At 70.5% G+C, this 13,374-nt stretch carries 8 protein-coding genes; 4 read left to right on the forward strand and 4 right to left on the reverse strand.

Annotated features, from left to right (window positions below; genetic code table 11):
* The first annotated feature begins 273 nt into the window (after positions 1–273).
* Together OG251_RS02265 and OG251_RS02270 are read left to right on the forward strand one after the other, a co-directional pair.
* Positions 274–2,379 (forward strand): ABC transporter ATP-binding protein, encoded by a 2,106-nt coding sequence (locus OG251_RS02265; protein WP_326675314.1) that lies wholly within the window; start codon positions 274–276, stop codon positions 2,377–2,379.
* Positions 2,376–4,196 carry an ABC transporter ATP-binding protein gene (locus tag OG251_RS02270; RefSeq protein ID WP_326675315.1) on the forward strand — a complete coding sequence of 607 codons (1,821 nt, stop codon included), beginning with the start codon at positions 2,376–2,378 and terminating at the stop codon, positions 4,194–4,196. Before OG251_RS02265 ends, OG251_RS02270 begins: the two co-directional genes overlap by 4 nt.
* Positions 4,197–4,283: 87 nt before the next feature.
* Here OG251_RS02270 and OG251_RS02275 read toward each other — a convergent pair whose 3' ends face one another.
* Positions 4,284–4,697 (reverse strand): GFA family protein, encoded by a 414-nt coding sequence (locus OG251_RS02275; RefSeq protein WP_326675316.1) that lies wholly within the window; start codon positions 4,695–4,697, stop codon positions 4,284–4,286.
* 585 nt (positions 4,698–5,282) lie between these two features.
* On the opposite strand from OG251_RS02275, the gene OG251_RS02280 reads away from it, so the two are divergent.
* Complete coding sequence (locus OG251_RS02280) at positions 5,283–7,310, forward strand: ABC transporter ATP-binding protein (RefSeq protein ID WP_326675317.1); 2,028 nt, start codon at positions 5,283–5,285, stop codon at positions 7,308–7,310.
* A 36-nt stretch (positions 7,311–7,346) separates the two neighbouring features.
* On the opposite strand, the gene OG251_RS02285 is transcribed toward OG251_RS02280, so the two are convergent.
* On the reverse strand, positions 7,347–9,446 hold the full coding sequence (locus OG251_RS02285; protein ID WP_326675318.1) for a S9 family peptidase: 2,100 nt from the start codon (positions 9,444–9,446) through the stop codon (positions 7,347–7,349).
* A 425-nt stretch (positions 9,447–9,871) separates the two neighbouring features.
* On the opposite strand from OG251_RS02285, the gene OG251_RS02290 reads away from it, so the two are divergent.
* Entirely contained in the window at positions 9,872–11,509 is a 1,638-nt protein-coding gene (locus OG251_RS02290) for an alpha/beta hydrolase (RefSeq protein ID WP_326675319.1), read from the forward strand.
* 107 nt (positions 11,510–11,616) lie between these two features.
* Here OG251_RS02290 and OG251_RS02295 read toward each other — a convergent pair whose 3' ends face one another.
* Both OG251_RS02295 and OG251_RS02300 read right to left on the reverse strand, forming a co-directional pair.
* Positions 11,617–12,618, reverse strand: a complete 1,002-nt coding sequence (locus OG251_RS02295; protein ID WP_326675320.1) for a MerR family transcriptional regulator — start codon at positions 12,616–12,618, stop codon at positions 11,617–11,619.
* Positions 12,619–12,621: 3 nt separating this feature from the next.
* Complete coding sequence (locus OG251_RS02300; RefSeq protein ID WP_326675321.1) at positions 12,622–13,299, reverse strand: HEAT repeat domain-containing protein; 678 nt, start codon at positions 13,297–13,299, stop codon at positions 12,622–12,624.
* Between the last annotated feature and the right edge of the window lie 75 nt (positions 13,300–13,374).

Consider the following 13,374-nt stretch of genomic DNA (forward strand, 5'->3'; position numbering starts at 1 on the left):
CGCCGGCAACCGCCATCTCCGTCAACTTCCTTGAAAATATGAGCTACAAGCGATTGACGCCCCGCCGATCGGATTCCTAGCATCGGTGGATCGATTTACTACTCAGTGTCGACCCTGTTCGGGGACAAGTCTGGGGACGGGACGAGTGATGGTGCGGTTACCGCGCGCTGATGTACCGGCCGAGAGGCGCCATCCGTTCAACTGCTCAGCGGGAGCGTCGCGGCGGGCGTCCCGGCGGGGTGCGGCCGACGCTCGGAACGGTACGGATTCACGGTGGTCGACGACGTACTCGGCCAGGTGGCCATGGCGGCGGGCGGGCAACGGGAGGAGAGCCTGTACGCCCATGACTCTGGCGTGGCAGCCGAGCGCCGCAGCCCGCCGGGCACGACGATGAGCACCCACGATCATGCCGGGCGCGATGAGCGGCCGCACGGGCGATGGCTACGGCCGCGGACCGACGGCGCTCCGCGGGCTGCGGGAACCGTCCGTGACCTGGCCGCCGCTCTGCCTCGGGCCGGCCGGGGCCTGACGGCCGGGCTGCTGACCGTCACGCTGTTGACCGGCCTGCTGCCCCTGGTCCAGATGGGGCTCACCAGCATCGCGGTCGGCTCGCTCCCCGACGCCGTGCGCCATGGTGCGGGCACAAGGGCGCACACTCGCCTCGTGCTGGTGCTCGCCGTGCTGACCGCGGTGTTCTTCGCCGCGCAGGCCGCCGTTCCGCTCCAGAGGTCGCTGTGCCGAGCCCTCGGTACGCGGCTGGAGGAACGCACCCGGATGCGGGTCATGGCGGCGGCAGACGGCGAGGAGCACGGCGGGGAAGGGCTTCGGGAGGCGGTGGCGCGGGCGCGGGACATCAGGACCGCCGCGTTCGGACCGTCGGCCGCGGTGGGGGGACTGTCCGGTCTGGTCGCGGGACGTCTGCACGGGCTGGCGGCGGCCGCTGTCCTGGCCACCTTCCAATGGTGGGCGCCGCTGGTGCTGCTGGGCACCTTCCTCCCCTGGGACCGCTACTTCCGCCAGGAACACGCCAAGGTCGCGAAGGGCTGGGCGGGCCGCACCGAGGAGCAGGAACGGGCCAGGTACTACCGCGATCTCGCCTTCGATCCGGCGGCGGGCAAGGAGATCAGGATCTTCGGCCTCGCGGGCTTCGTCGGCGACCGGTTCGCCAGGCACTTCCGGCGGGCCATGAGCCCGGTATGGCGCGGGCGCGGCACCGACCTGCGACGCTTCCTTCCCCGCGTGGCGCTGGTGGCGCTCGGCTACGCCGTGGTCTACGGCTCCATGGGCCGCGAGCTGTCGAACGGGACGCTCGGGCTCACCGCCACGGTGCTGTACGTCCAGACGGCCGGTCAGATCTGGCGGATCGTACCGAGCTTCAACGACCTCTCGCGGCTCGCCATCGGGGCCGGCGCCGTCTCGGCGGCGGCGCGACTGCCCGAGCCCGCCGGACACGCGTCGCAGCGGGCCGTACCACCCGCACCCGCGCACCGGCCCGTCATCCGGTTCGAGAACGTGACCTACCGCTATCCGGCGGCAGCCGACGAGGTTCTGCATGGCATCGACCTGACCGTCCCGGCGGGCGGAACCCTGGCGGTGGTCGGGGCCAACGGTGCGGGCAAGAGCACTCTGATCAACCTGCTGTGCGGTCTTGTCCGGCCCACCGACGGCCGGGTGACAGCGGATGGCACGGACCTCGCGGACTTGGCGTCCGGCGAGTGGCGGACCGGGGTCGCCGCGGTCTTCCAGGACCAGGTGCGCTACCCCTTCTCGGTCCGCGACAACATCGCCGTCGGAGCGGCCGGTCCGGTCGATGACGCGGCGGTACTGCGGGCTGCCGGGCAGGCGGGGGCGGCGGAGCTGATCGGGCGGCTGCCCCGAGGACTGGACACCGTGTTGTCCCGCGACTTCACGGGAGGCACCGAACTCTCCGGCGGGCAGTGGCAGTCCATAGCGGTGGCCCGTGCGCTGGCCGGCACCGCGACGGGCGCCCACCTGCTCGTGCTCGACGAGCCGACGGCGAGTCTGGACGTACGCGCCGAGGCGGAGCTGTTCGGGAGGATCATCGGCGCGGACACCGGCTTGACCACGGTGCTGGTCTCCCATCGCTTCGCCAACGTCCGGCGCGCCGACCGCATCGTCGTCCTGGACGGCGGCCGCGTCACCGAGGAGGGAACCCACGACGAGCTGATGCGGTTGAACGGCCGGTACGCACAGATGTTCCGTCTCCAGGCCGCCCATTTCACCGATGCGGCCAAGGAGCCCGCCGAAGGGCGTCCGGACGTCCCCGGCCCGGACGCCTCGGTTCTTGATGTGCCCCGCCCGAACGCCGAAGACACCGATGTCGCAGCCGTGGACCTCGCGGACGGGAGGACACCGTGAGGGAGACACTCCGGCTGATCCGTCTGGTCCTGTCCGACTCCCTGCGCGCCGACCCGCGGCTCACGGCGGCGGTCATCGCCCTGCGGATCGCCGCGGGCGTCCTGGCCCCGCTCGACGCCGTCGCCCTCGGGCTCCTCGTCGACGCGGCCCTGAGCGGGAACACCCCGGCATCGCTCGGTTACGCCGTCATGTTCGCGGTGTGCGACGCGGGGAGTTCGGCGCTCAACCACCCGGCGGGAAAACTGGAGCTGACCCTCAGGGAGAAGACCGACTTCCTCCTTGAACGCCGGGTCGTCAAAGCCGTGAGCGAGCCGGTGACGACCGGTCACCTGGAACACCCCGCCTACCTTGACCAGGTCGAGAGGGCCAGGGACCAGTCGTCTTCGCTGGGCGCGTTGGTGGTCCGGCTGGTCGCCCTGGTGCAGGTTCTGATCATGGTGGCGATCACCGTGGCCGCCCTGGTCACCGTGCATGGGGCGCTGGCCCTGCTGTTGATCGTGGCGATTCCCGCCGTCGCTGCCACGGGGCGCGCTGAGTCCGTGCGGATGCGCGCCGAGGAGCAGTTGGCCGAGCCTCTGCGACACACCGACCGCATCTTCGAACTGGCCACCCGGCCGCAGGCGACGGCCGAGATCCGGCTGTCCGGCAGCGGACCTCTGCTGCGCGAGCGGTTCCGTGAGAGCTCTGCGCACATTGCCGCGGTGCGGGGTCGCGCCGAGCGGCGGGCCGCGGGGATCACGGCGGCCGGATGGCTGGTGTTCTCGACCGGTCTGCTGGCCGCGCTCGTCCTGCTCGTCCGGGAGGCCATACACGGCCGGGTCGGCGTCGGCGCCGCGCTGATCATCCTGGGTCTGGCGGTGCGACTCATCGAGCAGGTGGACGACATCACGATGGCCGTGGCGGGTGCGCGGCGGGCACTGATCGACGGGCGGCGCCTGCTTCGCCTGGTGGACGGCATCGACCGAGCCGCCGGGACGCCCTCTCCGCCGGCGACGGGGCAGGTCCCCGAGCGTCTGGCACACGGCATCGAGTTGCGTGGAGTGAGCTTCCGCCACCCCGGCGCGGAGCGCGACGTACTGCGGGAGATCGACCTCTGTCTGGAGCCGGGTAGCACCGTCGCGGTCGTGGGCGTGACCGGGGCGGGCAAGACCACCCTCGTCAAACTGCTCTGCCGCCTGTACGAACCCGACGTCGGCGAGATCACCGTCGATGGCCAGGGGCTCCGGGAACTGCCCGCTGAGGAGTGGCGCGGTGCCATGTCGGCCTGCTTCCAGGACTACGTACGCTTCGAACTCCTTGCCCGGGAGGCCATCGGCATAGGACAACTGGCTGACGTGGAGCGGGAGTCACGGGTCCGTGCGGCCGCGTTCCGGGCGGACATCACCGGAGTTCTGGACGGCCTGCCGCACGGCCTGGATACCCAGCTCGGCGCCCGCTGGACCGGAGGCGTGGGCCTGTCGGGCGGGCAGTGGCAGCGGCTCGCACTGGCTCGCGCCTCGATGCGCACCAGCCCTCTCCTGCTCGTACTGGACGAGCCCAGCGCCGGCATCGACGCCGTGACCGAGCACGCGATCTTCGAGCGCTACACCCGTGCAAGCCGGGAGGGAGCCCTCTCCGGGGCGGTGACCCTGCTCGTTTCGCACCGCTTCTCCACGGTCCGGATGGCCGACCGCATCGTCGTGCTGGACGGCGGACGCATCACGGAGAGCGGCAGTCACGACGAACTGATGCGCCTCGGCGGGACCTACGCAGAACTCTTCCACCTCCAGGCCGATGGCTACGGCAGGTCCGGTGACCGAACCCTGTCGACCTCCTGACCGAGAACAACTGCCTTGAGGACAAGGGGGGGATGACCGCCCGGCTTTCGGTCCGGGCCGGCAGCGGAGTGGAACGCCGAGGAGCGTTCATGCGGATGGCGGCCGGGTGGAGGGGATGGGCGGAAGCCATGTGGGCGTGTTGTGGCGGAAGCTGTGACCGATGGGGATGATCCCGGCACCGTTGTCCAGGGCCGAGAGACAGACTCCGAGGTATTCCTCACCGTCGGCCGCAGCCCCGAGGGGCGTACCGCACAAGGCGCAGAACCAGCGTTGCATCGTGGGCCAGGACCGGTACGAGCTGGGGGTTCCGGGCCCGGTCCAGCTGAAGCCGGTCCGGCGGAAGCCGACCCAGCCCATGATCGGGCCGCCGGAGAGGCGGGAGCAGTGGGGGCAGGCACATACGTGGGGGTCGTAGGGCTCCCCCATCGCTTCGAAACGGATGTGGCCGCACAGGCAGCCGCCGGTGGATGCCTCTGTCGTGGGTGTCAGGTCGCTGGGCATGGGGCTTCCTTGCTGTCGCGGCACGGCCGGGACGGTGGACATGCGCGTCGACTCGCCACAAGAGGACGGGCCTACGGGCGGAGTTCGGGGCAGGTGAGGGCGCTCCGGGGTGGGCAGCCTGGCACGCCGACTCCGTGGCGTGGGAGCGGCCGAGCGGAATCGGGCCATCGCCGCCGCCGTGCCGCCGTACGCCGGGCACTGTCGGGCGCAGCCGCCGCATGGGGCGGACGGGGCATCAGGTTGGCCGGAAACCCTCGGAGGAAGCGGCCGAACGGGCGACCATCGCTCGAACGAGGGCGTTTCGACGGCAGGACCCCGCGCCCTTGGCGCGAGCGGCGACATTCGTACACGCGTCCAGAAATCCCCTCGCCGTCACCCGTTACGGCGTGCCGGGTGCCCCGTTTCTAGAGCACCCGTGCCATTCGACGATCTGCTGGAGGACACGATGACTCCGCTCCCCGCCCCCGCGTGCCGGCCCCTCGCATTCGAACGACGGTGGCCTGTCCCGGCTCCTCCCACCCTCGGCGTGCAGCAGGTCGACACCTCCACCCACCGCTCGACGCGGCCGGATGCGAGGCGGGAGGGATGACGAACACGCACCCTCCGAAGGTCCCCGTCGACGGGAGTGTTCCGGCGCCGCGGTCCGTCCCGCTCCCACTGCCTCCCGCGACGTTCCCCACCGGCCCGCAGGACGGCGATGTGACCGACGGGATGAAGGAGGCGTACTGGTCTGTCCACGACGGCGCGGCCGCGAACGCCACGGTGTGGCAGGTCCTTGCCCGGCTGCCCAGGATCACGGCCCTGATCGGGCGGCTCGCCTGGGGCGCGGACCGCTCCGCCACGGTCACGGTCGTCGTCTGCCAACTGGCATCGGCGGCCATGAGCGCCTTCGGGCTGATCGCCTCGGTCGCTGTTCTCCAGCACCTGTTCGCCCAGGGCCCCACGCCCGACCGTGTGCGTGCCGCCGTTCCCCAGATCCTCCTCATCGTCGGTTTCCTCGCGGCCCGTGCGCTCATGGAGGCCGCTGTCGCGGCTGCTCAGGCCAGGGTGACGCCCAAGATCCGCACGGCCCTGGAATGCGAATTCTTCCGGCTCACCGCGCACGTGCGTCTCGAAGCGGTCGAGGACGCCGAGTGGCACGACGAGGTGCACCGCGCCAACGACCGAGGGCTGTTCTACGCGCGGCAGATCGTCGGGCAGGTCGTCTCCCTCGCGTCCGCCGGCCTGGGGCTCGTCGGCACCGCCGGTGTACTGAGCCTCCTGCACCCGCTCCTGTTGCCCCTGCTGCTGCTGTCCGTCGTCCCGGTCGGCGCGGCCGCCGTCCGCAGCGCACGCGCCAGATTCCACTCCTTCAAACGCTGGAACACCCTGCAGCGCCGGGTCCGGGTCTTCTCGTGGCTGATGCTCGACGTGGACGCGGCCGCCGAACTGCGCTCCGACACCGCGCAGGGCGCGCTCCTGGAAGAGCACCGGCGGCTCACCACCAAGATCGCAGCGGAGGACAGCAGGCTGGGCCTGTACTCCGCGATGCTGAACCTGGCCGGGCGGGCTGTGGGCGGGCTCGGGACCGGCATCACCTACACGGTGCTGGGTGCCATGCTGATCGCCGGATGGCTTCCCCTGGCAGCCGGTGCCGGTGCCGTCATCGCCATCCAGGCAGGCCAGGCGTCGCTGACCCGGCTCGTCGAGGTCGCCCATCTCGTCTACGAGCACGCCCTATGGGTGGACGACCTCCTTGCCGTGCAGGAACGCTGTCGCCAACTACTGCCTCGCAGAACCGCGTTGAACGCGCCCGCCCAGGTGAGGACGATCACCCTGGAGAACGTGCGGTTCACCTACCCCGGCAAGGACACACCGGCCCTGGACGGGATCAGCTTGACCCTCCGCGCCGGGGAGACGGTGGCATTCGTCGGCCTCAACGGTTCGGGCAAGAGCACCTGCGCCAAGCTCCTCGCCGGCCTGTACGAGGCGCAGCAGGGCAGCGTGCGCTGGAATGGCGTCGACATGCGTGACATGGACGCCCAGTCGGTCCACCGGCAGGTGGCCTGTGTGCTGCAGGAGCCGGTCCGCTTCCCTTTCAGCGCCCTGTCGAACATCACCATCTCGACCGGCACTCTCGTGGACGTCGATCCGCAGCGGGCGATGGACGCCGCGCGGGCGTCCGGCGCCGACGGTGTCATCGCCGCCCTGCCCGGCCAGTGGGGAGCGATCCTGTCCAAGCGGTTCAAGGACGGCCAGGAGCTGTCGGGCGGACAGTGGGCGAAAGTGGCCGTGGGCCGCGGCCTGTACAAGAAGGCACCGTTGCTCCTCCTGGACGAGCCGACGGCCAGCATGGACCCTCCTTCCGAGCACGCTGTCTACGAGGCGGTACTGCGCGGCCGGCTGCGTGAGGACCAGATCACCGTGCTGATCTCCCACCGACTGGCCAGCGTCATCGACTGCCACCGGATCCATGTGTTCGACAGCGGTCGCATCGTCGAGTCCGGGTCCCACGACGAACTGATGGCCCTGGGCGGCGACTACGCAGCCATGTTCACGCTTCAGGCCGGTGGCTACCGACCCCGCACCCCTGCGGCCACCGCGACGACCGCCGTCGAGGAGGCGACGCAGTGATCCCACCCCGGAAACGGTCGGCGCTCCGGCGCCTGTTCACTCTCCGAGTGAGCTCTTCAGGAAGTCCAGTTCGAGCCGCAGCAGGGTGTCCGCGACCCCTTCCCCGGTCACGAGGTGCCCGACCCCCGGGAGCAGCAGCACGCTGTGCGGCCGCCCCGCAGCGAGCAACTTCGCCGAGAAGCGCAGCGTATGCGCCGGGGCCACATTGTCGTCGGCCAGTCCGTGCACGAGCATCAGCGGCCGGGTCAGGTTCCCGGCGAGCGGGATCAGCGAGCTGCGCTCGTAGTCGAGCGGCTGGAGGCGCGGGTGGCCGAGGAAGCGCTCCTCCCAATACGTGTCGTACAGGCGCCGGTCGGTCGGCGGCGCGCCCGCGACCGCCGCGTGGAACACATCGGGACGGTGCAGTACGGCGCCGGCGGCAAGGTAGCCGCTGAACGACCAGCCCCGGATGCCCACTCGTCCCAGGTCGATGGCCTCGCACCGTTCAGCGGCAGCGTGCAGCCCGTCGATCTGGTCGTCGAGGACAGGGGTGAGCCGGTCACCGAGGATGGCTTGCTGCCACCGCACCCCGCGGCCGGGGGTTCCCCGCCCGTCCGTGGCCAGTACGGCAAAGCCGTGTTCGGCGTACCACTGGCACACCGCCGTGTACCAACCGTGCGCCTTCGTCACCACCTGCATGCCGGGTCCGGCGTACGGACTGAGCAGTACGGGCAGCTTGTCCATGCCCGGTTCGTACCAGGAGGGCAGATGGAGTCGGCTGCGCAACTGCCGCTCACCCAGCGACAGATGCGCCGGCCGCGGTGTGACCGGCGGCTGTTCCGCCAGGACCGCGATCCGGCCGACCTGTCTGCCGCCCCGCAGCACCGTCACCGTCTGCCCGTCCGGAGTTCTGCTGTCCAGCACGAGGGTGTCACCCCCGGCGGTGGCCGTATGCACCCCCGGAGTGTGCGTCAGCCGTTCGAAGCCGTGGCCGGGCTCGTATGCCCAGACATGCACTTCTGTCGGCTCTTCACTCGCGGTGAACAACACCCGTTCGCCCACCGACCCCAGTACCGCGCGTACCTGGAGTCCGGCCGGAGCGAGGACCTCACCCATCCGGATCGTCCGCTCGTCACCGCGGACCTGAGGCAGCACCAGCACTCCCGATGCGGTGTGCAGCGGAGCACCCGGCGGAAACTCGACCCATCCTTCATCGGTGTGCTGGGACAGCCGCTCGACGGTGCCGGTCACGGGGTCGGCCCGCAGCACCCACATCGTTCGCTGATCCCGGGTCTGAAGACTGATCACCGGGCCCGCACCCTGCCAGTCGGCACTGACGACGTACTCGAACGCGAGCCCCCAGCTGTTGGCGGGAGCGTCACCCGCACGTGCCTGACGTGGCAGTTGCACCGGCGTGCGACCGCCGACGACCGTCACCAGGTGCAACGAGGTGAGGGCGTTGGCCGTGCCCGCCGCCGGGTAGGGAAACGACCGGGGCGGTCGGCCGGGATCCGAGGGATCGCTGAGACAGCGGCGCTCCACCACGGAGGTGTCGACCCGTGCGACGAGCAGCGCACCGCTGTCCGGAGACCACCAGTAGCCGCGCGATCTCCCGATGGAGGCGACAGCGGTGTAGTCAGGAAGCCCGTAGGTGATATCCGCGGTCTCGGGCACGGCGAGCGGCCGGTCTCCGGTCCCATCGGTACCCACCACACGAAGGGTGCCCTCGGCGACGTAGGCGATCAGAGTGCCGTCCGGGGAGGGGCGGGGATCTCTCACCGGGCCGACGGTCCGGATGCGACGTGGCGGGCCACCGTCCGTACGTACCGTCCACAGCGAACCGTCGAGGCTGTACGCCACCACCCGAACGCGGCGGTCGGTCGCGTAGGACACCACTCCGGCCGAGCGCATGGGGATCGGTTCGGTACCGATGCGCCGGGATTCCGGGGTTCCCCGGCTGCCGTCGGCTGTCGGACCGGCGAGGATCCGCTCGTCGCCCCCCGCGTACATCCACAGTCCGACGCGCGGAACGACACCGGATTCCGACCGGAGGAACAGCACCCGGTCACCGTCCGGGGAGACGGTGAACTCGCGTGGGACTCCGAGAGAGAAGCGGCGGGTTCGGGCGAACCGGCGGGGAAATCCTTCGATATCCATGATCTTGACCATCTCTGCGAGGGCTTCGCGGCCTGCGGTACGGCGACGGCGACGTGAAACCAGAACGTGGTTGGACAAGAAAAAAGGCTCCAGGCCGGTGGCCTGGAGCCTGCAACTCATGCTGTGACGGGGATCAAGTGATCAACCCTCGTTCGATGATGACCTCAACCGAACGGAATTTATTCTAGCAGCCACGGTCCACGGGCCCGGTCCGACCCCCCACACACGCCCCCGACGGCCGTCCGGGGCCGCGCTCGCGGCGCTGTCCCGCGCCGCCATGCGCCCCCTACAACTTGGGTAGCACACAGGACCGTTGTCTCATTCCCTGGGTGGAGGGAGGTGCACCCCGGCGGGCGGATCCGGAGGCATGACCGGTCCTGAAGGATCTTTCCTGTCCGAACACAAGACCGGAAGGAATCCCTATCGTGCGCAGACGACGTCTCGTGCCTCTGCTGGCCGTGAGTGTCACGGCCACGCTGGCTCCCGCGCTCGCCACCTCGACGGCCACCGCCGCTCCGGCCGCCGCCCCGTCGACCGCGTCCTCGTCCGCCGCCAAGAGCGCGCTGGACCGGTATGTGAAGCAGAAACCGCGGTGGAAGCGGTGCGAAGCCGACGCCCCGGCATCGTTCGAGTGCGCCACGATCAAGGTCCCGCTGGACTACCGGGTTCCCGGGGGCAAGCGGATCGACTTGGCGATATCCCGGATCAAGAGCACCGCGCCCGGCAAGCGGCGGGGTGTCCTGCTCTCCAACCCGGGCGGCCCGGGTGGAGAAGGGATCTACATGCCGTTGGGGATGCAGGACAGACTCCCCAGCTCCGCGCGGCAGAAGTACGACCTCATCGGGTTCGACCCGCGCGGTGTGGGTCGCAGCACCCCGGTCTCCTGCGGCCTGACGCCGGAGGAGGAGGACTGGCTGCGGCCGTACAAGGAGGAAACGTTCGACAAGGACGTCGCCTGGGCCCGCGGGGTCGCGGACAAGTGCGGGGAGAAGGCGGGCGACACGCTCCCCCACATCACCACACGCAACACCGCCCGCGACATGGATCTGCTCCGGGCGGTCCTCGGTGAGAAGAAGATCTCGTACGTCGGCTACTCGTACGGCACCTACCTGGGCGCCGTCTACACCCAGCTCTTCCCGGGCCGGGCCGACCGGTTCGTACTGGACAGCGCGGTCGATCCGGCGCGCGCCTGGCGAGGCATGGTCCAGTGGTGGGCGGAGGGTGCCGAGCCCGCGTTCGACCGGTGGACCGCCTGGGCCGCCGGGCGTTCGGAGAAGTACGACCTCGGTGACACCCCGAAGAAGGTCGACCGGACCTTCTGGAACCTGGTCGCGCAGGCCGACGAGAAGCCCATCGAGGTGGACGGTCAGCCGGTCACCGGTGATGACATCCGCAGCGGCATGCGCGGAGCGGTCTTCTTTCCCCAGGAAGCCACCGAGGCGATCGTGGAGCTGAAGAAGGCCGCGGCCGGCGTACCCGCCTCCGCGAAGAAGCTCGCCGCGTTCGCGGGATCCGGGAAGGCCGGGGCGGCAGGCGGCGCCGCCGAGGCGCCGTCCGACAACATGACGGCGAGCTTCTGGGCCGTGGTGTGCGGCGACAACTCGGCCGCGTGGCCCCGCGATCCCGAGACCTACCGACGGGAAGCCGTCCAGGACAAGGGGCGGTACCCGCTCTACGGTGACTTCACGTCCAGCATCAAGCCCTGTGCGTTCTGGGACAAGTCCGTGGAACCGGCCACCAAGGTGAACAACAAGGTCGGCTCCCTGGTCGTCCAGAACGAGTGGGACCCGCAGACCCCGCTGCCCAGCGGTCAGGCCCTGCACGCGAACCTGAAGGGATCGCGAATGGTCACCGTCCTCGGCGGCGAGGGCCACGGCGTCTACCCGAACGGCAACGCGTGCACGGACGGCACGGTCACCGGATACCTGCTCACCGGCAAGCTCCCCGCGAAGGACGTCACCTGCACGGCGACGGCCGCTTCGAACTCCGAGGCACGGAAGAACCGGAAGCAGGACGTGCTGCCCGGGTCGCCGCTCCCGCAGCGCGCGCCCGACCGTTTCTGAGCCCGGCCGTACGGCCCACTGCCGCATGACCCGTTGAAGACGGGGCGGGACCTCCGGACGGGTCCCGCCCCGTCCGCACGCCGTACACGGCGGCCGGGAGAGGCCCGTCACCGTGTGTCGCGCAGCTGGAGGAGGTACGCGGCAGTCAGCGCGACGGCACGGTCCCCGTCGTGCGACAGCTCCACGAGGGCACGTGAGGCGGTCGTCCCCAAAATGCCCGCCAGCGCCTGGGTCAGCCGTCCGCGTGCGGACGTTCGCGCGGTGTCGTGGGCGAGGCGGTCGACGAGCCCTGTCGCGATCCGGTCCGCCGTCGCCTCGTCACTCGCCAGCACGCTCAGTACGTCGGCCGCATCGGTGTCGTTCCTTCCCTCCGCGATCATGTCGATGAGTGTCGGAACCGCATCGGCCGCTCCACGTGTCCCGAGAGCCAGAGCCGCGTACCCGCGGACCAGGACGTCGGGGCCGGCCAGAGCGTCCCGCAGCTGCGCGGTGGCCTCGTCACCGGGCATCTCGGCGAGGGACCGGACAGCGCGTTCCCGCACCGCTGCCACCGGTGAGCCGAGACCCTCCGCCAGCAGCGCCGGGCCGCCGTCGCCCGATCGCGCCAGCGCCCATCGAAGGGCTCCGGCGACGTTCGGCTCCGTCTCGCTCAAGGCCGCCTCGACCAGGGCTTCCACCGGCACCGGGATCTCGTCGGCCGCGGAGAGGGCCGCGCGCTGGCGCGCGTCGGCGCTCTTGGACCCCAGTGCTTGGAGGAGCGCGACGATCTGGAGGACGTCCTCCCAGTCCGCCGGGTCGGCGGCATCGATCCGGCGCAGCCGTGTGAGCAGCTCGGTCTCCGCAGCGATGCGTTCGCGTGTCTGCCGGATGAGGTCGCCGACGAGCGCCGAAGGTGTACCGGGGTCTTCGAGCGCGCGCCCGATCTCGCGCAGCGACAGCCCCAGCGACCGCAGGCTCTCGATGTGGAAGATCCGCCGGATGTCCTCCCCGGAATACTCCCGATAGCCGGAGCCCGTACGGCCCGAAGGCCGCACCAGGCCGAGCGACTCGTAGTGCCTGAGCATGCGGGCACTGGCCCCGGACCGTCGGGCCACCTCACCGATCAGCACGTCCTATCGTCCCTCCTGGCCGGCCACGCCGAGGGCCACGATGCGCTTGGCCTCCTCGATGGCGAAATCGAAACCGATGTCCGGATCGCGCAGCAGCCGTTGCGTGGCGAGCGCGTGCGCGCGCACGTGCGGGTCAGGGGCCGTCGTCGCAGCACACAGAGCCGGCACGATCGCTTCACCCAGCGCGACCAGTGCCCGGCTGAGACTCAGCCGAGTCTCCTTACCGCCGCGTCCTAGCTGCGTCGCCAGCATCGCGGCCAACCCGGACTCCTCGCCCTCCGGTACGAGCACGACCGCGGCCCGCCAGGCGCTCCGCGCCACCCCGTCGTCGGCGTCGGACAGCAGCGCCCGTGTGATCGCCGGCCACGCCTGCCGGCTCCCGATCTTGGACAGTGTGTGCAGCGCCTGGCTCCGTGCCTGCGCGCGCTCCGAGCGGACTTCGCGGAGCAGTTCGGGAAGCGTCAGGGGCGCCGGATGGCGGGTGAGCGCCCAGGTCAGCATGTCGCGGACGTAGAACTCGGGCTCGATCGCACATCGCTCGACGAGCTTGTCGATGAAGCGCGGGTCAGGTGTCGTGCCGACAGCCAGTGCGGCCCGCAGTCGCACGGACGGACGGCCGTCCTCCAGCCCCTGGAGCGCTCGTACCGCGTCCGTGTCCTTGTCCTGTCCCGTGATCGTCATCGAGACCACCTCCTCGCCCAGAAGTGAAGACCCTGTCACTGTGTCAAGGTCAAACAGGGCCGTCGGCGCGAAGTA

This window comes from Streptomyces sp. NBC_01237, assembly GCF_035917275.1.
GTDB lineage: Bacteria > Actinomycetota > Actinomycetes > Streptomycetales > Streptomycetaceae > Streptomyces.